25 protein-coding genes are annotated in these 21,886 nt (G+C 71.5%); 13 read left to right on the top strand and 12 right to left on the bottom strand.

The features are described 5' to 3' along the window. Window positions 1–203: 203 nt before the first annotated feature. Together ACWD01_RS06740 and ACWD01_RS06735 are read right to left on the bottom strand one after the other, a co-directional pair. Window positions 204–1,514, bottom strand: coding sequence for a DUF3152 domain-containing protein (locus ACWD01_RS06740; protein ID WP_451158793.1), 1,311 nt, complete (start codon window positions 1,512–1,514; stop codon window positions 204–206). 8 nt (window positions 1,515–1,522) lie between these two features. Continuing rightward, complete coding sequence (locus tag ACWD01_RS06735) at window positions 1,523–2,491, bottom strand: alpha/beta fold hydrolase (RefSeq protein WP_451158791.1); 969 nt, start codon at window positions 2,489–2,491, stop codon at window positions 1,523–1,525. A 169-nt stretch (window positions 2,492–2,660) separates the two neighbouring features. On the opposite strand from ACWD01_RS06735, the gene ACWD01_RS06730 reads away from it, so the two are divergent. The 4 genes from ACWD01_RS06730 (at window position 2,661) to ACWD01_RS06715 (ending at window position 4,641) form a co-directional block, all read left to right on the top strand. After that, window positions 2,661–2,882 (top strand): hypothetical protein, encoded by a 222-nt coding sequence (locus ACWD01_RS06730; protein ID WP_451158789.1) that lies wholly within the window; start codon window positions 2,661–2,663, stop codon window positions 2,880–2,882. Window positions 2,883–3,125: 243 nt separating this feature from the next. Beyond that, entirely contained in the window at window positions 3,126–3,773 is a 648-nt protein-coding gene (locus ACWD01_RS06725; RefSeq protein ID WP_451158787.1) for a TetR/AcrR family transcriptional regulator, read from the top strand. A 150-nt stretch (window positions 3,774–3,923) separates the two neighbouring features. Next, complete coding sequence (locus tag ACWD01_RS06720; protein ID WP_356892353.1) at window positions 3,924–4,151, top strand: DUF3107 domain-containing protein; 228 nt, start codon at window positions 3,924–3,926, stop codon at window positions 4,149–4,151. Window positions 4,152–4,365: 214 nt separating this feature from the next. Continuing rightward, the gene (locus ACWD01_RS06715) at window positions 4,366–4,641 is read left to right on the top strand and encodes a hypothetical protein (protein ID WP_451158785.1); all 276 of its coding nucleotides are present in this window, start codon (window positions 4,366–4,368) and stop codon (window positions 4,639–4,641) included. A 211-nt stretch (window positions 4,642–4,852) separates the two neighbouring features. Here the strand turns inward: ACWD01_RS06715 and ACWD01_RS06710 are convergent, their stop codons facing one another. Further along, window positions 4,853–5,587, bottom strand: a complete 735-nt coding sequence (locus ACWD01_RS06710) for a ferritin-like fold-containing protein (protein WP_451158784.1) — start codon at window positions 5,585–5,587, stop codon at window positions 4,853–4,855. Window positions 5,588–6,054: 467 nt separating this feature from the next. On the opposite strand from ACWD01_RS06710, the gene ACWD01_RS06705 reads away from it, so the two are divergent. Next, entirely contained in the window at window positions 6,055–8,067 is a 2,013-nt protein-coding gene (locus ACWD01_RS06705; protein ID WP_451158782.1) for a DEAD/DEAH box helicase, read from the top strand. A gap of 136 nt (window positions 8,068–8,203) precedes the next feature. Then, a complete protein-coding gene (locus ACWD01_RS06700) occupies window positions 8,204–9,067 on the top strand; it encodes an alpha/beta fold hydrolase (RefSeq protein WP_451158780.1) in 864 nt (287 codons plus the stop codon). Here ACWD01_RS06700 and ACWD01_RS06695 read toward each other — a convergent pair. Next, window positions 9,058–9,960, bottom strand: a complete 903-nt coding sequence (locus ACWD01_RS06695) for an NYN domain-containing protein (protein WP_451158778.1) — start codon at window positions 9,958–9,960, stop codon at window positions 9,058–9,060. The two genes, ACWD01_RS06700 and ACWD01_RS06695, sit on opposite strands and share 10 nt — an antisense overlap. A 178-nt stretch (window positions 9,961–10,138) precedes the next feature. Between ACWD01_RS06695 and ACWD01_RS06690 the strand changes: the two genes are divergently transcribed. Beyond that, window positions 10,139–10,294: a hypothetical protein gene (locus tag ACWD01_RS06690; protein ID WP_356892365.1), complete on the top strand. Its 156-nt coding sequence runs from the start codon at window positions 10,139–10,141 to the stop codon at window positions 10,292–10,294. Window positions 10,295–10,371: 77 nt separating this feature from the next. Here ACWD01_RS06690 and ACWD01_RS06685 read toward each other — a convergent pair whose 3' ends face one another. The 4 genes from ACWD01_RS06685 to ACWD01_RS06670 all read right to left on the bottom strand — a co-directional run bounded on the left by ACWD01_RS06685 (window position 10,372) and on the right by ACWD01_RS06670 (window position 13,408). Beyond that, window positions 10,372–10,977 (bottom strand): MarC family protein, encoded by a 606-nt coding sequence (locus ACWD01_RS06685; protein ID WP_451158776.1) that lies wholly within the window; start codon window positions 10,975–10,977, stop codon window positions 10,372–10,374. Between the two features lie 48 nt (window positions 10,978–11,025). Beyond that, window positions 11,026–11,889 carry a PHP domain-containing protein gene (locus tag ACWD01_RS06680; RefSeq protein ID WP_451158774.1) on the bottom strand — a complete coding sequence of 288 codons (864 nt, stop codon included), beginning with the start codon at window positions 11,887–11,889 and terminating at the stop codon, window positions 11,026–11,028. A 111-nt stretch (window positions 11,890–12,000) separates the two neighbouring features. Beyond that, window positions 12,001–12,639, bottom strand: coding sequence for a DUF6758 family protein (locus tag ACWD01_RS06675; RefSeq protein WP_451158772.1), 639 nt, complete (start codon window positions 12,637–12,639; stop codon window positions 12,001–12,003). A gap of 172 nt (window positions 12,640–12,811) precedes the next feature. Next, complete coding sequence (locus ACWD01_RS06670; RefSeq protein ID WP_451158770.1) at window positions 12,812–13,408, bottom strand: suppressor of fused domain protein; 597 nt, start codon at window positions 13,406–13,408, stop codon at window positions 12,812–12,814. A gap of 451 nt (window positions 13,409–13,859) precedes the next feature. Between ACWD01_RS06670 and ACWD01_RS06665 the strand changes: the two genes are divergently transcribed. From ACWD01_RS06665 to ACWD01_RS06655, 3 genes are all read left to right on the top strand, one after another. Beyond that, on the top strand, window positions 13,860–14,975 hold the full coding sequence (locus ACWD01_RS06665) for a magnesium and cobalt transport protein CorA (protein ID WP_451158768.1): 1,116 nt from the start codon (window positions 13,860–13,862) through the stop codon (window positions 14,973–14,975). A gap of 34 nt (window positions 14,976–15,009) precedes the next feature. Then, complete coding sequence (locus ACWD01_RS06660) at window positions 15,010–15,522, top strand: hypothetical protein (RefSeq protein ID WP_451158766.1); 513 nt, start codon at window positions 15,010–15,012, stop codon at window positions 15,520–15,522. A gap of 243 nt (window positions 15,523–15,765) precedes the next feature. Further along, window positions 15,766–16,053, top strand: a complete 288-nt coding sequence (locus tag ACWD01_RS06655; RefSeq protein ID WP_356892379.1) for a hypothetical protein — start codon at window positions 15,766–15,768, stop codon at window positions 16,051–16,053. A gap of 10 nt (window positions 16,054–16,063) precedes the next feature. On the opposite strand, the gene ACWD01_RS06650 is transcribed toward ACWD01_RS06655, so the two are convergent. Together ACWD01_RS06650 and ACWD01_RS06645 are read right to left on the bottom strand one after the other, a co-directional pair. Then, window positions 16,064–16,441 carry a nuclear transport factor 2 family protein gene (locus ACWD01_RS06650; protein WP_451158764.1) on the bottom strand — a complete coding sequence of 126 codons (378 nt, stop codon included), beginning with the start codon at window positions 16,439–16,441 and terminating at the stop codon, window positions 16,064–16,066. A gap of 35 nt (window positions 16,442–16,476) precedes the next feature. Next, complete coding sequence (locus ACWD01_RS06645) at window positions 16,477–17,277, bottom strand: hypothetical protein (protein WP_451158762.1); 801 nt, start codon at window positions 17,275–17,277, stop codon at window positions 16,477–16,479. A 170-nt stretch (window positions 17,278–17,447) separates the two neighbouring features. On the opposite strand from ACWD01_RS06645, the gene ACWD01_RS06640 reads away from it, so the two are divergent. From ACWD01_RS06640 to ACWD01_RS06630, 3 genes are read left to right on the top strand one after another with little or no spacing between them, the layout of a single operon-like run. After that, on the top strand, window positions 17,448–18,710 hold the full coding sequence (locus ACWD01_RS06640; RefSeq protein WP_451158760.1) for a magnesium transporter MgtE N-terminal domain-containing protein: 1,263 nt from the start codon (window positions 17,448–17,450) through the stop codon (window positions 18,708–18,710). Beyond that, window positions 18,703–19,296 carry a DUF1003 domain-containing protein gene (locus tag ACWD01_RS06635; RefSeq protein WP_451158758.1) on the top strand — a complete coding sequence of 198 codons (594 nt, stop codon included), beginning with the start codon at window positions 18,703–18,705 and terminating at the stop codon, window positions 19,294–19,296. The genes ACWD01_RS06640 and ACWD01_RS06635 overlap by 8 nt, the downstream gene beginning before the upstream one ends. A gap of 42 nt (window positions 19,297–19,338) precedes the next feature. Further along, window positions 19,339–20,472 carry an Mrp/NBP35 family ATP-binding protein gene (locus ACWD01_RS06630; RefSeq protein ID WP_451158756.1) on the top strand — a complete coding sequence of 378 codons (1,134 nt, stop codon included), beginning with the start codon at window positions 19,339–19,341 and terminating at the stop codon, window positions 20,470–20,472. A gap of 81 nt (window positions 20,473–20,553) precedes the next feature. Here ACWD01_RS06630 and ACWD01_RS06625 read toward each other — a convergent pair whose 3' ends face one another. Further along, window positions 20,554–21,249: a hypothetical protein gene (locus tag ACWD01_RS06625; protein ID WP_451158754.1), complete on the bottom strand. Its 696-nt coding sequence runs from the start codon at window positions 21,247–21,249 to the stop codon at window positions 20,554–20,556. 118 nt (window positions 21,250–21,367) lie between these two features. After that, entirely contained in the window at window positions 21,368–21,829 is a 462-nt protein-coding gene (locus ACWD01_RS06620) for a sec-independent translocase (RefSeq protein WP_451158752.1), read from the bottom strand. Window positions 21,830–21,886 lie beyond the last annotated feature (57 nt).

The raw sequence follows: 21,886 nt of genomic DNA, 5'->3' as shown, positions 1-21,886 counted from the left end.
CTCCCTTGTGGCGGCCGCCGTTGGTTTCCGGCGACTCACAGCGGAACGACGTTAAGCGGACATGCCGGTGGCGCGACGGACGGTTGTCCGTCGCACCACCGGAAGGGGTGAATGCACGTAACTTTCGCACCCGGGTGGCGTTCCGTCGCGCTACGGCGCCGATCGACCACGGAGCGTCATGCACGGGCCAGGCCCGCGTGTGATCATTCGCCGGGGTACGCCCAGGGGTTGGCGCGGCACTTGATGCCGCCGATCTCCAGCGTCTTGGTCTGCTGCTGCATCACGGGCGCGAGCGCGCCGGGGGTGCCACAGTTGACGTGGTTGTACCCGAGCCGGTGGCCGATCTCGTGGTTGATGAGCATCTGCCGGTAGGCCAGCATCGCGTCGTCGCCGTACGTCTCGGCGCCCCGCGCCCACCGGAAGGCGTTGATCATCACGCGCTCGGTGGAGGCGGAGTCGCAGGAGACGTTGTCGACGGTGGTGTCGAGCCCGGACTTCGCGCACCAGACGGCGGTCGTGCCGGGGCTGGCCAGTGAGATGACGAACTCGGGCTCGCCCGAGGAGATCCGCTCGAAGGTCATCTCACCGCCGTGCGCCCAGCTGCGGTCGTCGTTCAGCGTCTCCTGGACCGCCCGGGCGAAGAGCTCGGCGTCCATGTCGAGGCCCTTCTCGACGTCCACGCGGTAGCGGATCTTGCGGCCCTTGCCGGGCGCCTTGTCGAAGCCGGGCACGGCCGCGAAGTCGCCGGAGGCCGTCAGCTCGGGGTCGATCGGGAACTGCCGCGCCATCAGCTGCTGGTAGCTCGGGGCCACGGCGGGGGGCTCGGCCCCCTGGGGCGGCGTGGGCCTGCCCTCGGAGCGGCCCGGGCGCTGCTCCTCCACGGGGCGCTCCCCGGGGGACTGGCCGCCGATCGTCTCCGACCGATCGGCCGCGACCTGCCCGGCGACGACGACGGCGAGCACGGTGATCACCGCGGCGGCCGCGATCCCGGTGAATGCGCGGCCCTTGCCGCCCTTGGCCGGCGGCTCACCGTCCGGCAGTTCCTCGTCCGGCGTCCCGGCAGCGTCGGATAGGGCGTCGGCCTCGCGGTCGTCCGCGATTTCGGGGGGCCGTCCGTGCCCGGTGTCCCAGTCGGTGCGAGCGGCGTACGGATCGGCCGAGTACGGATCGGGGCGGGGGGTGCGGGCGGGCGGCGCCTGGTCGAAGGCGTCGACGTACTCGCGTCGCGGGCCCGGCACCCGCGGCCCGGCGATCGTGCCCGCCTGCGGCGGCTGCGGACGCTGTCCGGTCTGCGTCCAGTCGCCCCAGCCGCCTCCGGCCTCGTGGTGCTGCGGGTGCTCGCGGCGGGGCGGCGGCGTCCCGTACCCGGGGGCGTGCTGTTCGGGCCGGGAACCGTCGTCCGGGCCCGCCGGGCGTCCGCGCCGGCCCCTGCCGGGTAGAGCGGCCTCGGCGTCCCGTTCGGCGGGGGCCGGTCCGCTCTCCGTGCGCGCGCCCTTGCGACTGTGTCGTCCCACGCCCCGGATCAGCTCCTACCGCATTCGTCGTCGAGCAGCTCCCGGAAGGCCTGGGCGACCGCTTCCGGGTACTCCATCATGGCAACGTGCCCGGCGTCCGGGAGCGTCAGCAGCCGGGAGTCCCGGAAGGCCACTGCCGCCTTGCGCGCCATACGGTACGAGACAAGCTGGTCCTTGCGCCCGTAGACGAGGAGCGTCGGCGCGAGTACCCGCTCCGCCTGCCGCCACAGCCCCTGCTGTCCGCTGAGCGTGTACGCGTCCACGATTCCCCGCGCCGACCTGGCCATCGCGTCCCAGAAGTACGGCAGGCTCATCCGCCGCTCCATCTCCTCGACAGCATGACGCAGGGCTTCGTCCGTCACTCGCGAGGGGTCTCCGTAACAGAGCGCGACCACTCCTCTGGTGCGCTGCTCCGCGGTCCAGTCCTTGGTCATCCGGGCGAAGAGACCGGCGATGCCCGGCAGCGCGAGCAGCGCGGTCGGCACGGCGGCACGCTGCACGCGCAGCTCCGGCAGGGCGGGCGAGACCAGCGTCAGGGTGCGCACCAGGTCGGGCCTGACGGCTGCGACCCGGGTGCAGACGGCGCCGCCCAGGGAATTGCCCAGCAGATGTACGGGGCCTCTGCCGCCGGAGTCGAGGAAGCGGATCACGGCTCTGGTGTGACCGGTGACCGAGTAGTTGCCGTCGTCCGGCGGCGGGGAGTCCCCGAAGCCGGGCAGGTCGAGCGCCTCACCGTCCACGACGTCGTCGAGCCGCGCCATCAGCGCCGACCAGTTCTGCGAGGAGCCGCCCAGCCCGTGCACGTACAGCGCGGGCGGCAGCCCGGTGCGGGCCGGGGGCCGCGAGCGCACCGTCAGAGTCAGTCCGGGCAGGGCGACGGAGCGCAGCTCCTCCCCCTCCGCGACGCGCACGGTCGCGACCTTGGGAGCCGCCGCGGCACTGAGGGCGCGGGCTCCCGGCAGCTCGGTCGAAGACATGGGGCAATGTTACGAGACGATCACGCGGGTTCCTGTGTGTTCGGCGTCACACATCGCCGGCGTCCACCGGGGCACCCGGAAGGGGCGAGGGAATCACCACGTAGCGCCATGAATCACTACCTCCTAGGCTCGTATGAAAAGGGCGCTCTCAAATCGAAAGCGGTGCCGCATGTCAGTCGACCCGACCGATCCCGAGACTTTTGAGGAAGACGAACAGAACACCGGAACGCGCGACGAAGAGGTCCCCGAGGCGGACGCCGCCGAGCAGCACACCGAGGTGCGCACCGAGCGCGACGACCCGGTGGACCGCGTCGACCCGGCCACCGCCAACGAGGCGGACATCGTCGAACAGACGCGTGTGGTCAGGCTCGACGAGGACGACTACCGGTGACCTGCGGCCCGTTGCCCCGATATGTCCAGGGTCGATTCACGAAACTGCAGCTTCCACGACTGTCCGGTCCGTGAAATCCTGCGTCCACGCGACACACGGCCGGGTTACCCAAAAGTACGATGGCGTGCGCGGCGCGCAGCGCACGCGGGAGACCGCGACGGTCCAGGCAAATGCTTGTTCAGGCAGGCACCTGTTCAAACTGTGCTCGTTCGAACTGTGCTTGTTCTTACATTGGGAGGCGGCGTGACAGCCATCGAGCAGACAGAGGCGGCGCGCCCGCGGGGCACACGCCTGCCACGCCGAGCCCGCAGAAACCAGCTCCTGGGCGCCGCCCAGGAAGTCTTCGTGGCCCAGGGCTACCACTCCGCGGCGATGGACGACATCGCCGAGCGGGCCGGAGTCAGCAAGCCCGTGCTCTACCAGCACTTCCCCGGGAAGCTCGAGCTCTACCTGGCGCTGCTCGACCAGCACTGCGAATCGCTGCTCCAGGCCGTCCGGGGCGCCCTGGCCTCCACCACGGACAACAAGCTCCGCGTCGCGGCCACGATGGACGCCTACTTCGCGTACGTGGAGGACGAGGGCGGCGCCTTCCGGCTGGTCTTCGAGTCGGACCTGACCAACGAGCCCGCCGTCCGCGAGCGCGTGGACCGGGTGTCGCTGCAGTGCGCGGAGGCCATCTCCGACGTGATCGCGGAGGACACGGGCCTGTCCAAGGACGAGTCGATGCTGCTCGCCGTGGGCCTCGGCGGCGTCTCGCAGGTGGTGGCCAGATACTGGCTCTCCAGTGGCTCCAACATCCCGCGCGACACCGCCGTGCAGCTCCTCACCTCGCTGGCCTGGCGCGGCATCGCCGGCTTCCCGCTGCACGGCAGCGACCAGCAGCAGCAATGACACGGGCCCTGCGCCGGCCGCTCCGGCGCGGGGGCTGTTCGCTCCTGGCGTTTCCCGGCGGGTCCTGACCCGTCCCGACTCCGGGCTAATGTGTGCTGCGTACGGCGCGGCTGACCGCGCAACGCACTGACCGTTCGGAGGGACATAGCCGTGGAGGTCAAGATCGGCGTGCAGCACGCGCCCCGGGAGATCGTTCTGGAGAGCGAGCAGTCCGCCGAGGAGGTCGAGCGCGCGGTGGCCGATGCGCTGGCCGGCAAGGCGCAGCTGCTCAGCCTCACGGACGAGAAGGGCCGCAAGGTCCTGGTGCCGTCCGACCGGCTCGCCTACGTCGAGATCGGCGAGACGACGGCGCGGCGCGTGGGATTCGGCGCGCTGTAGCCGCAGCGGCCGCGCCGCCGGACACGATCCGGACAAACGCGCGAAGCACACGGAAGAGGGCCCGGCGGGAGACCGCCGGGCCCTCTTCGGCTGCTCGGCCCTCCGCAGGTCGACGCTGCTCCGAACCGCTCCCTGGAGGGTTGCGCTGCGTGTACGTCGGGTAGTACGGGCTACGACCGACTGCCCGTGTCCGGCGTCCGCGAGGTGATCAGCAGTGCTCTTGGAATCGCTCGGTTCAGTCCTGCTCGGGCTCGCCCTCTCCTGGGCGGCGGTCCGGCACCTCGCCGATCGTCTTCCCTCCCGCAGGGCGGTCTTCACCACCGGCACGCTGGGCGCGCTCTTCGGCGCCTACGTGACGCACGTGGCCCTGGGGCCCGGGTACCCGCTGGCGACCCTGCTGGGCGCGGTGGCCATCGGGGCCGTACTGCTCTCGCTGCTGATCCGCCCGTCCACACGCACCCGCACGCTGAGCCGCGCGTTCCCTTTCTGAGCCGGCACAAGAGCCGCCCGCCCCACCGGCGGGCGCAGCGGCCCGGGAGCACGCAGACGTCCCCGGGCGACGCAGCGCCCGGGTCCGAGTCCGGGCCGCCGCTCGAGGGGCCGGACACGGCGCCGCCGCCCGGTAAACCCGAGGAGCCCGGTCCCCGGACGCGGCGCGGAAATCGCTCCTGACGCTCCCCCGGCGCCGCTGCCCCGCCGCGCTACGCCGCGAGGCCCAGCGCCGCCATGCGCCTGGTGTGCGCCTTGGTGATCCGGGAGAACATCTCGCCGACCGCGGCCAGGTCGAAACCGTCGGCCACACCGCCGACGAGCATGGTGGACAGCGCGTCGCGCTCGGCGACCACGCGCTGCGCCTGGGACAGCGCCTCGCCCATCAGCCGCCGCGCCCACAGGGCGAGCCGGCCGCCGACCCGCGGGTCCGCCTCGATCGCGGCGCGGACCTTCTCCACGGCGAAGTTCCCGTGACCGGTGTCGTCGAGCACCGCGAGCACCAGGGCACGGGTGTCGCTGTCCAGGCGGGCGGCCACCTCGCGGTAGAAGTCGCTGGCGATCGAGTCACCGACATAGGCCTTGACCAGGCCCTCCAGCCAGTCGGACGGCGCGGTCTGCCGGTGGAAGTCGTCCAGGGCCTGGGCGAACGGCTCCATCGCGGCCGTGGGCTCCGCGTCGATGGCCGTCAGCCGGTCGCGCAGTTGCTCGAAGTGGTGGAACTCCGCGGAGGCCATCTTCGCCAGCTCGGCCTTGTCGGCCAGCGACGGCGCCAGCTTGGCGTCCTCCGCGAGCCGCTCGAATGCCGCCAGCTCGCCGTACGCGAGCGCCCCGAGCAGGTCCACGACGGCGGCACGGTACTGCGGTTCCGCGGAGGCCGCCGCCCAGTCCTGGGCGGCGATCCCGGTGTGTCCGGTGGATTCAGTGGCGTTGTCAGGCGTCTCCATGACGGCACAATAGCCCGCCCGCCGCGGACAGTAAGGGCCTGGTCAGCCATGCCCCGAAGACAGTTCTCGTGAATTCACCCAACACACATGCGCGAATCCGGGGTACAGTGGTAAAGCGCCTGCTGAGCGTCGGAGTACTTCTGCGCCTTCAGTGGGCCGTCTGATGAATGAGGATGCCCGGTCGGTGCCACGATCGGCTCCGACCCGACCGCCCTCCCGGTGGATCGTCCGCACCCTTGCGTACGACCGCAGAAGAGGGGCCCCCTCAGCGGTACGAGCGCTCGAGCGACGGCAGTGGTCCCGCACCGTCCGGCCGACCCATGGCCGGTCAGACACCGGGTGCGGTACGACCCCCGCGTTCGCCTCGCGCCGCGTCTCACAGAAGAGGCAACACCCTGACTACGCAGACTTTCCGGGATCTCGGGATCCTGCCCGAGACCGCCGAAGCCCTCGAGGCCGTCGGCATCGTGAACCCCTTCCCCATCCAGGAGATGACGCTTCCCGTCGCGCTCTCCGGCTCCGACGTCATCGGCCAGGCCAAGACCGGCACCGGCAAGACGCTCGGTTTCGGCCTGCCGCTGCTGGAGCGCGTCACCGTCCCCGCGGACGTCGAGGCGGGCCGGGCGAAGCCCGAGCAGCTGACCGACGCCCCTCAGGCGCTGGTGGTCGTTCCCACCCGCGAGCTGTGCACCCAGGTGACCAACGACCTGCTGACCGCCGGCAAGGTACGTAACGTCCGCGTGCTCGCCATCTACGGCGGCCGGGCCTACGAGCCGCAGGTCGAGGCGCTCAAGAAGGGCGTCGACGTCATCGTCGGCACGCCCGGGCGCCTGCTGGACCTGGCCGGCCAGAAGAAGCTGAACCTCTCGCACGTGCGTGCGCTCGTCCTCGACGAGGCCGACGAGATGCTCGACCTGGGCTTCCTGCCCGACGTGGAGAAGATCATCCAGCAGCTGCCCGCCAAGCGGCAGACCATGCTGTTCTCCGCGACCATGCCGGGCGCGGTCATCGGCCTCGCCCGCCGCTACATGTCGCAGCCCACGCACATCAGCGCCACCTCGCCCGACGACGAGGGCGCGACCGTGCGCAACACGACCCAGCGCGTCTACCGCGCGCACTCCATGGACAAGCCCGAGATGGTCTCGCGCATCCTGCAGGCCGACGGCCGCGGACTGGCGATGATCTTCTGCCGTACGAAGCGGACGGCGGCGGACATCGCCGACCAGCTCGCCCGCCGCGGCTTCGCCTCCGGAGCCGTCCACGGCGACCTGGGCCAGGGCGCCCGTGAGCAGGCGCTGCGCGCGTTCCGCAACGGCAAGGTCGACGTGCTCGTGTGCACCGACGTCGCCGCGCGAGGCATCGACGTCGAGGGCGTCACGCACGTCATCAACTACCAGTCGCCCGAGGACGAGAAGACGTACCTCCACCGCATCGGCCGCACCGGCCGCGCGGGGGCGAAGGGCATCGCGGTCACGCTGGTCGACTGGGACGACATCCCGCGCTGGCAGCTGATCAACAAGGCGCTGGACCTGGGCTTCCCGGACCCGCCGGAGACGTACTCCACGTCGTCACACCTGTTCGAGGAGCTGTCGATCCCGGCCGGCACCAAGGGTGTCCTGCCGCGTGCCGAGCGCACGCGCGCGGGTCTCTCCGCGGAGGAGGTCGAGGACCTCGGCGAGACCGGTGGCCGCGGCCGCCGGTCCGCGTCGCCGGCGCCTGCCGCCGTCGAGGAGCGTCCGGCCCGTACGCGCACGCCGCGTCAGCGCCGCCGCACGCGCAACGGGGAGACGGTCGTACCGGAGCAGGCCACCGGCGACTCGCCGACGGCCGAAGCGCGCACCCCGCGCCGCCGCCGTCGCACCCGCGTGAGCGCGCAGGCGTCGCCGGAGGCGACCGCCGCGGTGGAGACGGCCGGCGTGGGCAGCGTCGCCGTCGAGACCGCCGAGGGCACCACGGTGACCCGGCCTCGCCGCCGCACCCGCGGCGCCGTGGCCGCCGTCACCGAGGCCGAGCCGGTCGCGGAGGCCGTGGAGGTCTCGGAGCCGGCCGTTGCGACGGAGCCGGAGCCGGAGGCCAAGCCGCGCCGCCGGACCCGTGCGGCCGCCGCCACCGACACGGTCGAAGCCCCCGAGGCCGAGACCAAGCCCCGCCGCACCCGCACCCGCAAGACCGCGGAAACCGCCGAGACGGCCGAGGCCACCGCCGAGCCGGAGACCAAGCCGCGCCGGACGCGTGCCCGCAAGGCCGTGGCGACGGCCGAGGGTGACGTCGAGGCCGCGGCCGAGACCAAGCCCCGCCGCCGGACCCGTGCGGCCGCCGCCACCGACACGGTCGAAGCCCCCGAGGCCGAGACCAAGCCCCGCCGCACCCGCACCCGCAAGACCGCGGAAACCGCCGAGGCGCCCGAGGCCACCGCCGAGCCGGAGACCAAGCCGCGCCGGACGCGTGCCCGCAAGGCCGTGGCGCAGCCGGAGAGCTGACGCCCGCGCACCTGTGACGGCCCGGCCCCCTTCGCGGGGGCCGGGCCGTCGTGCGTTCGTCCCCGCCGGGGCCGACCCGTGGGGTCACCGGGTGGCGCGTCCCGCGACGCGCGGGCCCCGCGCTAGCCTCGTGCGCATGAGCCGGCCTCCCACCTTCGTCCCGCCCCCCTGCGCCGTCTCCCGCGCGCTGTCGACGTCGCGCGGCGAGTTCGCCGTGCTCGACGCGCGGCCGGCGGCAGGAGACAGCCGCGGCACCGCGCTGATGCTGCCCGGATACACGGGCAGCAAGGAGGACTTCATCGCGCTGCTCGAGCCGGTGTCGGCGGCCGGCTACCGCGTGGTCGCCGTCGACGGACGCGGGCAGTACGAGACCGACGGCCCGGCGGACCAAGCCGCGTACGACCAGGAAGGGTTGGCGAAGGACGTCCTGGCGCAGGCTGCCGCGCTCGGCGGCGACGGCGGGCCGCTGCACCTCGTGGGGCATTCACTGGGCGGCCAGATCGCCCGGGCCGCCGTGCTCCTCGACGCCGCCCCGTTCGCGACACTGACACTGATGTCCTCGGGCCCCGCGCAGATCAGTCCCGCCCAGCAGCAGCGGGTGAAGCTGCTGAGCGACGCGCTCACCGTGATGTCGCTGGAGCAGGTGTGGCAGGCGATCCTGGCCTTCGACGCCCCGGAGGACGCGGCGGAGGAGGCCACCGAGGGCCGTGAGGACCTGCGGCGCCGGTGGCTGCGCCACAGTCCGGCCCAACTGCTCGCGACGGGCCGTCAGCTGACGACAGAGCCGGACCGGGTCGCGGAGCTGGCCGCCGTACGGCCGCTTCCCAAGCATGTGCTGTCGGGCGAGCGTGACGACACCTGGCCCGTGCCGCTGCTGGACGACATGGCCCGGCGGCTGGACGCGCACCGGACGGTGATCCGCGGGGCGGAGCACTCACCGAACACGGACCGTCCTCTGGAGACGGCCACCGCGCTCGTGGACTTCTGGGCTCAGAACTGACCCTGCAGGTGCTGCCAGAACCCGTCCCGCAGCGCCCGCCTGAGCACCGCGTATCCGCGCAGTGAGCGCTGGAGCCGCCGTTCGGCCTCGATGAGCAGGTCCTGGTCGACGGGGCCTGGCAGATACGGGTGGCCGGGCAGCAGTTCGGCCATCTCGGCGCGCCCCCGCTCCACCAGCCAGGTCGCGGCGATCTGCGCGCCGACGAAGCGCACCTCGTCGCGCGAGGGCGGCGGGGTGCCCTCGTTCTCGTAGGTCGTGACGGGCCTGCGGGTGATGTACGGGCGGCAGAAGTCCAGGTCGAAGGTGCGCTGGCTGTCGACCTCCCACAGCAGCGGCTCCGCCTGGTTGCGCCCCTCGCCGGCCTCGATGCCCCAGAGATGGACCCGGGCGCCGTAGCCCTGGGCGGCCTCGACCGCGGAGACCAGGTCCTCGTCGCCGCCGACGAGCGCCGCGTCGCTGATGGCACGGTGCCGGGCGAGGGACTCCAGGTCGGTGCGGATCAGGGAGTCGACGCCCTTCTGCTGGTTGTTGGCGTTCAGGTTGCCGAGCCGCACCTTGACGTCGGGGAGTTCGGCGACGGACTGCTGCTCGGGGGTGTGGATACGGCGCCTGGCGCCGTCGTACCAGTACACCCGCAGCAGCCGGCTGTCGGCGAAGATCGTCCGCGCCTTGTCGATGAACGCCTCGATCAGGCCCTCCGCGTCCAGGTCGAAGGAGCGCCGGTCCTCGGTGCCCGCCACCAGCAACCCGGCCGCAGCATAGACGTAACCGGCGTCGACGAAGATGGCATGGGTGGAAGGGGTCTTCGCGACCTCGGCGAGCATCCGCTGCAGGAGCTCATTGGTGCGCTCCAGGCGGGTCGCGATGTCGCTGATCTCGGCGTCGTCGTTCATACGCGGCTCATTGTCCGTGGCCCGAGCGCTACTCGCCAGTACTTAGGCATTCGAAAAATTTCCTTAGCGTAGGGAATGTTTGCAAGCTACATCTCGTTGTACCCGTAGGTACCAGGACGGGGGACACCCGTCTGCCACACAGTTCTCCTGCAGGAGGATCACGACGAAGGGAGAAGCCTTGCGCTTCGAAATCATGCGACTGGACGACGTCAACGGCAGCGCCGTGGACAGTACGGTCGTGGATGCCGCCTCCGTCAACCGGATCGTGCAGCACGCCGCCAACACCGGCCAGCGCATCTACATCCGGCCCGCCGACTCCACCACTGCTTCATAACGCTTGCGAGTTCCCGGCGTGTGACGCCCCCGTACGGACGATCCGTACGGGGGCGCGTTGTCCGCGGGGGGCGTGGCTCACGCGCCCTGGATCACCTGGGTGACGCCGTTGATGATCTGCTGCACGGCGATCGCGGAGAGCATCATGCCCGCGAGCCTGGTCACCAGGACCACTCCGCCGTCCTTGATCACGCGGATGATCACCAGCGAGTAGCGCATCGTCAGCCAGAGCACGGCGTGCATGGCCACGATCGCCGCCCACACCGAGATCTGCTCCCCGGCACCGTCCGCGTGCTGCACGGCGAGGATCACGGAGACGATCGCACCGGGCCCCGCCAGCAGCGGCATGCCCAGCGGCACCAGCGCCACATTGACGTCCTTGGTCTGCTGGGGCTCGTCCGTCTTGCCCGTGAGCAGATCAAGGGCGATCAGCAGCAGGAGCAGCCCGCCGGCGATCATCAGCGCGGGCACGGAGACATGCAGATAGTCGAGGATCTGCTGACCGAGGATGCCGAAGACGGTGATCACACCGAAGGCGACGGCCACCGCCTGCCAGGCCATCCGCCGCTGCACCTTGGTGGCGCGGCCGGAGGTCAGGGCCAGGAAGATCGGCGTGATCCCGGGGGGATCCATGATGACGAAAAGGGTCAGGAACAGAGAGCCGAAAACGGCAGCGTCGAACACAGTGGGGACCTTGCGGGAAGAGAGTGGTACGCGGTGGACGGGCGAGGGTTACGGACGGACTCCGCCCGTGCCCGGCACCGGGAACGCGCCCGTGGCGCGGCGGGTGATCTCGCCGTAGATCTCCGGGTCGGTGGTGTACTCGCCGAGCCGGCAGGTCTTGCGGCTGCCGTGGTAGTCGCTCGAACCGGTCGTCAGCAGCCCGAGCTCCGCGGCGAGGGCGCGCAGCCGGGCGCGCGTCGGCTCGTCGTGGTCCATGTGGTCGACCTCGATGCCGTCGAGGCCGCAGGCGGCCAGCTCGGCGACGGCCGCCTCGGGCACCACCCGGCCGCGCTTCACGGCGAACGGATGGGCGAGGACGGTGACCCCGCCGGCGGCCTTGACCAGACGGACGGCGGTGAAGGGGTCGAGCTCGTGCTTCTCGACGTACGCCCGGCCGCCGTCAGCGAGCCACTCGGGGGTGAAGGCGTCGGAGACGGAGGGCACCACGCCGAGTGCGACGAGGGCCTCCGCGATGTGGGGCCGGCCGACGGAGCCGTCCCCGGCGATACGGGCGACCTGCTCCCACTCGACGGGCACGCCGAGTCCCTGCAGCTTGCCCACCATGGCCCGGGCGCGCGGCACCCGGTCGTCGCGGACGAGCTCGCGCTCGCGCAGCAGCTCGGGCTCCTCCGCGTCGAACAGGTATGCGAGCATGTGCACGCCCACGCCGTCGAGGCGGCAGGAGAGTTCGGCGCCGGTGACGAGGGTCACGCCCTCGGGGACGGCGGCGGCCGCCTCGGCATGGCCCCGGGTGGTGTCGTGGTCGGTGAGCGCGACGACGTCCAGACCGGCCGCGGCCGCGTTCCGTACGAGCTCCGCCGGAGTGTCCGTACCGTCCGAGGCCGTGGAGTGGGTGTGCAGATCGATGCGCACGACGCGTGACTCCGGGGCTCGGGGGTGGGCAGGGGACACCTCAGGATAACTGCCGCGCAAGCACCCTCCGGCCGCCCTGCCGCGGCGGCGGAGGGCGGCACGGCGCCTCCGCTACGACAGGAGCCGCGGCGACAGCGCCCCGCACGGCAGCAGTTCGACCTCCGCCCCCGCGTCCCGCAGGTCGGTGAGGACCAGCTCGTCGTACATCAGCAGCCCGGACTGCTCCGGCCAGACGACGGCCCACAGCCACAGCCCGCGCGCCTCGCCCGCGAACACCGCGCGGTCGTCGGGCGAGCCGCTGACGTGCCACAGCGGGGTGGGCCGGCCGGCCGCCAGGACCTTGGCCTGCGGCGGCTTGGCGACCTCGATGTGCGGTCCCGGGTCGGGTCCGTCGATCCCGGCGTACCGCGATCCGAGCCCGACGCCGAGCTCCTCGGCGATCAGCACCAGCTCGCCGATGCCGCCGAGCGGCCCCGGACCGGAGCACGCCACCGCGGTGGCACGGCCGCCGCTGCGGTCGTCGCCCGCGTAGGCGACACCCGTGAACAGCCAGCCGACCGGCAGTGGCCAGGGCATCCACACCGGGACCTGAGCGCGGTGCACCACGACACCGAGGGCCTCGACACTGGGCGGGATCACCGGCTGGAGAGGGTGCACAGCACCGTGCACACCACACTGCCAGGAATCGGCGAAGAGACCGGGCGCCCTCACCCGGCCACCGCACTTCGGGCAACTGGGTTCGCCCCTCATAAGGACCAACGGTCCTCTCCGGCCGACCCCGCGTCAAGGACGATCACCCGTCCGGAGCGCGCCCTGGCCCTGGAAGTGGTAGATGCGCGGTGCATTTATCGGCGCCTCCCAGGTGATGCGACCCGGTGCTGAAGGCCCGTCATGCGAGGGTGCTGCGGCCCGCCGGCCGGCCTCAGTCCAGGGTCACGGACCTGCGCAGCGGATCGCGGAGGTCCGTGCCGTGCGTCAGCCAGCGCTCCTGGAGCTCCGCCGCGCCGTGCACCCGCTTCCACGCCGCCTCGTTCGACGTCATGGGCAGCAGCGGCAAAAAGCGCACCGGGTCCATGGGTTCGTCCAGTTCGAGATCCTCGACCAGACCGCCCGGCTCCGCGACCAGCACCGAGCTGAAGGGCGCCGACGGCCAGAGCGGCTCCCCCACGTCGAGCGAGGCGCCCGGCGCCACGATCACGCCCTCGACCTGCGGCGAGGCGGCCAGCACGGCGAGCGGGCGCAGCACCTTGTCGGTGTCCGCGAGGCCGGCCCGCACGGTGAGCACCAGCTCGGCGCGGGGCCCCTTCACGGGGTCGGCAAGGGTCGCGGTGGGGTCGGCCATCGGGTGCGCGGACATGCCGAGAGTGGCGTATCGCACGATGTCCTTGCCGCTGTCCCGGCCCTGGAAGCGCAGGACCTCGATACGGTCGGTACCGAGGAACGTCACCGCGGCGCGTGCGTCCGGTTCGCCAAGTGCGCTGCGCAGCCGGGCTTCGACGAGAGCGAGAACATCTTCCATGTGGCGAGCATAGGTCGCGTAAGGAACGGGCAAACACAGGGATTGACCCGTAGTCGGCTGATAGGCTTGGCCGCTGGTCGGGACGGCACACAGAAGTGATGCCTTCAAGTCCTGACGACACGTCGTCCCTCACGGGGGACCGGCCGGAGGAGGTGAGGCTGCGGTGGATCGAAGTCGATCGTGCAGTACCGGCAGCTCTTCCGCACGGCACCCTTCCTCTCGACGGTCCTGACCCGACGAGCCGGATCCGGTGAGCTGAGGACTTCTCCCGCACGGGGCCCTACGGCATTTCGCATGACGGAAGAGCGCCAGCACTTCGTTTTTGCCTGTCTGTAGCGAACGCCGTCACCGCGTCCCCGCGGTGCCGCCCGCTTTGCGGACGTACGCCTCACGTCCCCATTCCGGGCTGTGCCACGCCACCGCCGACGGCCTCTCCGTGAAGGAGCCAGCCATGTCGATGATCCGTGACCTGCGCGCAGCGGTCCGCCCCTCGCTGCGCAAGAGCAGCACCCCCTACAGCGGCTACGACACGACCCGTGACCCCTCGGCGTCCAGCGCGGTCGTCGACTGCGCCGTCTACCGCGACGGCCGTCGCCTCGAGAGCACCGTCTGCCTCACCCCGCACGAGGCGATGCTGCGGGTGCGTGAGGGCGGCGGCTTCGCCTGGATCGGGCTGCACGAGCCGACGGAGGCCGAATTCGCGGGCATCGCCGCCGAGTTCGGGCTGCACCCGCTGGCCGTCGAGGACGCGGTCCACGCCCACCAGCGGCCGAAGCTGGAGCGCTACGACGACACGCTGTTCACGGTCTTCAAGACGATCCACTACGTGGAGCACGCCGAACTGACCGCGACCAGCGAGGTCGTGGAGACCGGCGAGGTGATGTGCTTCACCGGCCGGGACTTCGTCATCACGGTGCGGCACGGCGGCAAGGGCTCGCTGCGTGCGCTGCGGCACGGCCTGCAGAAGGACGCCGAACTGCTCGCCAAGGGCCCCTCGGCGGTGCTGCACGCCATCGCGGACCATGTCGTCGACGGTTACATCGCGGTCGCGGAGGCCGTGCAGGACGACATCGACGAGGTCGAGATCGAGGTCTTCTCCGCACCCGCCAAGGGCAGCACCCGCGGCGGCGACGCCGGGCGGATCTACCAACTCAAGCGCGAGGTGCTGGAGTTCAAGCGGGCCGTCTCCCCGCTGCTGCGGCCGATGCAGCTGCTGAGCGAGCGGCCGATGCGGCTGGTCGACCCGGACATCCAGAAGTACTTCCGCGACGTCGCCGACCACCTCGCCCGCGTGCAGGAGGAGGTCATCGGCTTCGACGAGCTGCTGAACTCCATCCTCCAGGCCAATCTGGCCCAGGCGACGGTCGCCCAGAACGAGGACATGCGCAAGATCACCTCCTGGGCGGCGATCATCGCCGTCCCCACGGCGGTCTGCGGGATCTACGGCATGAACTTCGAGCACATGCCGGAACTCCAGTGGAAGTACGGCTACCCGCTGGTGCTCACCGGGATCGCCGTGGTCTGTTTCGCGATCCACCGCACGCTCAAGCGCAACGGCTGGCTGTAGGCCGGTGGCGGGAGCCGGTCGATAGGCTGAGCGCATGACATCGCATCTGCTCGACCGGGCGCTCGTCGAGGAGGCCACCAAGAAGTCCGGCCTCGTCTGGGTCCGCGGCGACGGCCCCACGCGCGCCCTGTGGCACGTGTGGCACGAGGGCGCCGCGCACATCGTCGGCGACGGCCCCGGCGAACAGCCGCTGCCGGGTCTCGCCGACGGCGGGGACGCGGAGGTCACGGTCCGGAGCAAGGACAAGGGCGGTCGGCTGGTGGCCTGGTCGGCCCGCGTGGCCGAGCTGGTCCCGCACTCCGAGGAGTGGCACGCCGCCGTCGCCGAACTGAAGGGCAAGCGGCTGAACGCGCCGGACGCCGAGCAGATGACGGAGCGCTGGGCGCGTGAGTGCCGCGTGCTCCGGCTCGAGCCGCGGAATGTCTCCACGGAGCTGCCGGACGGTTCGCTGGCGGCCGCGCCCCTGCCGACCGTCGCGACCACCCGGCGGCCGGCGCCGGCGGCGCTGCCGCGGCTTCTGCTGAAGCGGCGGGGGCGGCGCGGCTGACGGGGGTGCGGGCGGGGGTGCCGCTGCGCGGCCGGGCTTCGCCCGGGCCCGGTACCGCGCTCCGCGCGGTGGCCTCACTCAGCCTCGCCGGCGCTTGAGGCGCGGAGGTCCGGGGGGCAGCGCCCCCCGGTCACGAGAAGGGGGCGGGTAGGGGAACACGTCCGCCGTGAGCCTTCCGCGCGCCGGGATGCGGCGCTGCCGCGACCATGGAAGCGCAAGCCCCTCCGGCCCAAGGAGAGCACCATGGTGACGCTCCACATCGAGCACGCGATCACCGACATGGAGACATGGAAGTCCGCGTTCGACCGGTTCGCCGACTTCCGTCGCCAGGGCGGCGTACGCGGCTACCGCATCCAGCAGCCCGTCGACAATCCGAAGTACGTCGTCGTCGACCTGGACTTCGACACGGCCGGGGAGGCCGAGAAGTTCCGCGACGCCCTGGTCGCGAACGTCTGGCCGTCGCGGGAGAAGGCGCCCGCGCTGATCGGTACGCCGGAGACGAAGGTCCTCGACGTGGTCGAGGAGGGCTGACCCCCCGGTCTCAGATCCGCTCGACGTACGGAGCCCGCCACGCAGGGGAGGGGTCCGCGCCGAGCTCCGTCCAGTATTCGCGGCCGCCGGTGATCCGGCCGTCGTGAACGGTCCAGAAGGACACCACCCGGTGGACGCCCATCGTGTCGTGCGGGACCTCGACCTCGGAGACGACGTCGTTTCCGGACGCCACGATGCGCAGGACGTCGATCGACCATCCCTCCGGGTACTCCGCGTTGATGCGCACATAGTTCTCGCGGCCGAGGATGCGCTCACCGCTGACCGGCCACTCCACGACCACATCGGCCGCCAGCAGTTCGCCGACGCCTGCCCAGTCCCGGTCCTGCATGCGGTCCCAGAGCAGCTGAACGGTCTTCGAAGGTTCCATGACCCACATCCTGCACCGCACCACTGACAGCGGCGTCAGTCGTCGGAGTCCGAGCCAGAGCCGGAGTCCGAGTCGGACGTCTTGGGGAGCTGCTTCCCGTAGTCCACCGTCTCGCCCTCCGCGGGCTCGGCCAGCGGGAAGTCCTTGTCCCAGTCCGCCAGGGTGAGCACTCCCGCGCCCCCGGCCCGCCGGAACTGCAGCGGATACGGCTTGCCCTCCAGCGACACGTCGAGGACACCGCCCCGGCCGCCCTCGCCCGCCTTCACCTTGATGGTGCGCACCCCGCCGACGCGGGTCCGGTCGCCCTTGGTGAACTCGCCCTGCATACCGAGCAGCCCGTCGAGCAGCACGTCCATGTCGGTGAAGCCGCGGAACTGCTTGTAGGAGGGGTCGCCCTTCGGCACCTTCACGTACTTGTCCGCCAGCTTCTTCGCCGCGTCCAGGTCGGACTTGGCCGGCTCCTTGTCCCCGTCGCCGTCCGCGTGGCTCCAGAAACCGGCGTCGGCCTTCAGGAAGAGGGTGTCGCCGATCCGCAGCAGTTCGAAGGCGTTCTCCTCCGAGGTGAGGGAGCCGGTGCCGCCGTCCTGCTTGAGCCGCATGTCCAGCTTGTAGGTGCCCCCCTTGCTGACCAGCGTGCCGGAGAGGCGTACGGAGTTCGCGGCGTCGGCTGCCGCCCGCGCCTTGGTCTCGATCTCCTCCGCCGTGAGTTTCCCGATCCCGTTGGTCCCCGCGTCCGGGTCTTCTGCGCACGCCGTGAGCGCCACGGCCAGTCCGGCGCAGAGCACCGCAGAGAGCGCGGCCCGGCGCACTCGGCCGGCCGGAGGGAGGGGAGTCACGAGCGCTCTGCCTCTCATCTTTGGGGGGATGGCAGACCGCAGCGTACCCGTGTGGGGTGCACCGTTACGCAGGCAGCCGTACGGACGTCAGCCGGGGGCGGGCCGGATCGGTACCGGCTAGCCTGAACCCATCGAAAGCCAGTATTTCCGGGCATAAGAGAGGGGCGAGCATGGCGGCGGGCGCTCCTCGGGTCTTCGTCTCGCACCTCGCGGGCGTGCCTGTGTTCGACCCCAACGGCGATCAGGTCGGCCGGGTGCGGGACCTGGTCGCGATGCTGCGCGTGGGGCGGCGTCCGCCGCGGCTGCTGGGCCTGGTGGTCGAGGTCATCAGCCGCCGCCGGATCTTCCTCCCGATGACGCGGGTGACCGGCATCGAGTCGGGACAGGTCATCACGACCGGCGTGCTCAACGTGCGCCGCTTCGAGCAGCGGCCCACCGAGCGGCTGGTGCTGGGCGAACTGCTGGACCGCCGGGTCCGCCTGGTGGAGAGCGGCGAGGAGGTCACCGTTCTCGATGTGGCGATCCAACAGCTGCCCGCCCGCCGCGACTGGGAGATCGACAAGGTCTTCGTGCGCAAGGGCAAGGGCGGGGCGCTGCGCCGCAAGGGAGAGACGCTGACCCTGGAGTGGTCCGCCGTCACCGGCTTCTCGCTCGAGGAGCACGGGCAGGGCGCCGAGAGCCTGCTCGCCACCTTCGAGCAGCTGCGGCCGGCCGACCTCGCCAATGTGCTGCACCATCTCTCGCCGAAGCGGCGCGCCGAGGTGGCCGCGGCCCTCGACGACGACCGGCTCGCCGATGTGCTGGAGGAGCTCCCCGACGACGACCAGGTGGAGATCCTCGGCAAGCTCAAGGAGGAACGGGCCGCCGACGTCCTGGAGGCCATGGACCCGGACGACGCCGCCGACCTGCTGTCCGAGCTGCCGGAGGCGGACAAGGAGCGGCTGCTGGCCCTGATGCGGCCCGACGACGCGGCGGACGTCAGGCGGCTGCTGGCGTACGAGGAACGCACGGCGGGCGGGCTGATGACGACCGAGCCGATCGTGCTGCGTCCCGACTCGACGGTGGCCGACGCGCTCGCCCGGGTGCGCCAGCAGGACCTATCCCCCGCCCTCGCCGCGCAGGTGTACGTGTGCCGGCCGCCCGACGAGACGCCGACCGGCAAGTACCTGGGCACGGTGCACTTCCAGCGGCTGCTGCGCGACCCGCCGTTCACGCTGGTCAGCTCGATCGTGGACAGCGATCTGCCACCGCTGCCGCCGGACGCCCCGCTGAGGTCGGTCACCCAGCACCTCGCCGCGTACAACATGGTGGCGGCGCCGGTCGTGGACGAGAGCGGGTCGCTGCTCGGGGTCGTGACCGTCGACGACGTACTGGACCACCTGCTGCCGGACGACTGGCGCGAGACCGAGTTCGAGGACCCCGCGCATGGTTAGCGGGCGGGACCCCGGCCTGCCCGACCGGAGCGAGCGGGAACGCATGCCGGCCGGGGCGAGCGCCGCGCCGCGGACCCGGGTGCGGCTCGACCTGCCGCGGCCGCCGCGCCGGAGCCTGCTGCCCGAGTACGACCCGGAGGCCTTCGGGCGGTTCTCGGAGCAGATCGCCCGGTTCCTGGGGACGGGCCGCTTCCTGGTCTGGATGACGATGACGATCATCACGTGGGTGGGGTGGAACGTCACCGCGCCCCCGGACCTGCGGTTCGACGAGTACCCGTTCATCTTTCTGACCTTCGCGCTGTCGCTCCAGGCCTCGTACGCGGCGCCGCTGATCCTGCTGGCGCAGAACCGGCAGGACGACCGTGACCGGGTCAATCTGGAGCAGGACCGGAAGCAGAACGAGCGGTCGATCGCGGACACGGAGTATCTGACCCGTGAGATCGCGGCGCTCCGGATGGGCCTCGGCGAGGTCGCGACCCGGGACTGGATCCGCTCGGAGCTCCAGGACCTGGCGCGGGAGCTGGAGGAGCAGCGGGCCGCCGTCACGTACGAGCAGTCCGGCCGGAGTGACGAAGACGACCGCTGACGGGCTTCCCGGTGGCGGGAGGCAGCGCCGTACCATTCCCGTATGGCTACGGAAGACGCGGTGCTTGAGGCACTGGCGACGGTGAACGACCCCGAGATCAACCGACCGATCACCGAACTGGGCATGGTCAAGTCGGTGGACATCGGGGACGACGGCACGGTCGCCGTCACGGTGTTCCTCACCGTCTCCGGCTGTCCCATGCGAGAAACGATCACCAGGAACGTCTCGGAGGCGGTCTCGCGCGTCGAGGGCGTCTCCCACGTCGACGTCACGCTGGACGTGATGAGCGACGAGCAGCGGAAGGATCTCGCCGCGTCGCTGCGGGGCACCACGGCGGAACGCGAGGTGCCGTTCGCCAAGCCGGGTTCGCTGACGCGGGTCTACGCGGTGGCGTCCGGCAAGGGCGGTGTCGGCAAGTCGTCGGTGACCGTGAACCTGGCGGCGGCCATGGCGGCCGACGGCCTCAAGGTCGGCGTCGTCGACGCGGACATCTACGGCCACAGCGTGCCGCGCATGCTGGGTGCGGACGGCCGTCCCACCCAGGTCGAGAACATGATCATGCCGCCGTCGGCGCACGGCGTGAAGGTGATCTCCATCGGCATGTTCACCCCGGGCAACACGCCCGTGGTGTGGCGCGGTCCGATGCTCCACCGGGCGCTGCAGCAGTTCCTCGCCGACGTGTACTGGGGCGACCTGGACGTGCTGCTGCTCGACCTCCCGCCGGGCACGGGCGACATCGCGATCTCCGTCGCGCAGCTCGTCCCGAACGCGGAGATCCTCGTCGTCACCACCCCGCAGCAGGCCGCGGCCGAGGTCGCGGAGCGTGCCGGGTCCATCGCGGTGCAGACGCACCAGAAGATCGTGGGCGTCGTCGAGAACATGTCGGGGCTGCCCTGCCCGCACTGCGACGAGATGGTCGACGTCTTCGGCACCGGCGGCGGTCAGAGCGTCGCGGAGGGCCTGACCAGGACGACCGGCGCGACAGTACCGGTGCTGGGCTCGATCCCGATCGACGTACGGCTCCGCGAGGGCGGCGACGAGGGCAAGCCGGTCGTCCTGACGGACCCTGACTCCCCGGCCGGCGCGGCGCTGCGCGCGATCGCCACCAAGCTCGGCGACCGCCAGCGCGGTCTGTCCGGCATGTCCCTGGGGATCACGCCCCGCAACAAGTTCTGACGGGTCTCCCCCGCGTGACGCCCCGCTGAGTCGCGAAACCGCACAGGAGAAAGGCGCCGCTCGGTCCGAGCGGTGCCTTTCTCACTGCGCGTACGCGGCCGGGTTGGGCACCACGGCGAAGCCCAGGCCGTACGCGCTCATCCCGCGCCCGTACGCCCCGATGTGGACGCCGGAGCCGGTCGTCCCGGCCAGTACCCAGCCGAACTCGGACTCGCGGTAGTGGAACGGCGTCGGCACCCCGTCGACCGGCAGCGAGAGGGCCGACCACGCGGGGCCCTCCAGGTCGTCGGCCAGCTCGAACGCGGTCTCCGTCTGCTGGTCCAGCCAGTCGTCGCGCAGCGCGTGGTCGAGCTTCTCCGGCCAGGTGTGGGCCAGCAGGCCCGAGCCGGCGAGCCACGCCGCCGAGGAGACCGTGGTGGCGTCCAGGACGCCGGTGCCGTCGCCGCTGCGTCTGACCGGGCTGGCCGCGACGGTGACCACGACGGCGAAACGCTCCTTCTCCGCGCCGGCCGTCTCGGACCGTATCGTCGGCTCGTCGCCGTGGCCGATGGCCCCGTGCTGCACCGTGCCGTCCGCGGCGGTCCCGACCTGCATCAGGCGGCGCGGGCCGGTGAAGGCCGCGTCCAGGGCGTACCAGGGGAAGGCGGCGTTCTTGAATCCCTCCACCGCACGTCGGGCCGCCGTGTCCCCCTGCGCCGTACGGGACCTGTAGCCGCTCTCGGCCGGCGAATCGCCCGCCGACTCCTGCTGCTCCGTCACCCGGCTCGTCGTCGACATGTGCCGACCGCCTCCTCTGTCTTTCACACCTGCAGCGGACCCGCCCCCCTCGGGCGTCCTCACTGCCGGACAGATGGAGAATAGCCACCCTGCCGCCGGTCTCCGGGCAGGACGGTCCTCAGGTGGCGTCTGCGTCGAAGGGCGGGCGCTCGTCGCGGGCGGGCTTGTCGGCCTTCTTGAGCAGGTCGGGGCCGCCTGTGGAGGAACCGTTCACCGCGGCGGGGACGGAAGTCTCCGACACACCGGAATGCTCCGTTCCGTTGACGGCGTCGGCGACCTCGGTGATCTCCTTCTTGAGGTCGAAGCTGCTGCGGAGGTCCTTGAGCTCCTTGAGATCGTCGTTCTCCGCGAGCTGCTTGCGGAGGTACGTCTTCGGGTTGAGGTCCTCGAACTCGAAGTCCTTGAACTCCGGCCCCAACTCGCTGCGGATGTCCTCCTTCGCGTTCTCGGAGAACGCGCGGACCTTCCGGATGAAGCGGGCGGCGTCCTGGATGACCTTCGGCAGCTTGTCCGGGCCGAAGATGAGCACAGCGAGAACCACGAGCACCACCAGCTCAAGTCCGCCTACGTCATTGAACACCCTGCTGCTCCTCGTGTTCTTTGTGCTCGCTGTGTTCTGCCTGCCCGGTGTTCTGCC

This window comes from Streptomyces sp. NPDC002835, assembly GCF_053591995.1.
Note: the sequence above shows the minus strand (reverse complement) of the source record. Positions and strands in the feature narration are given on the sequence as shown.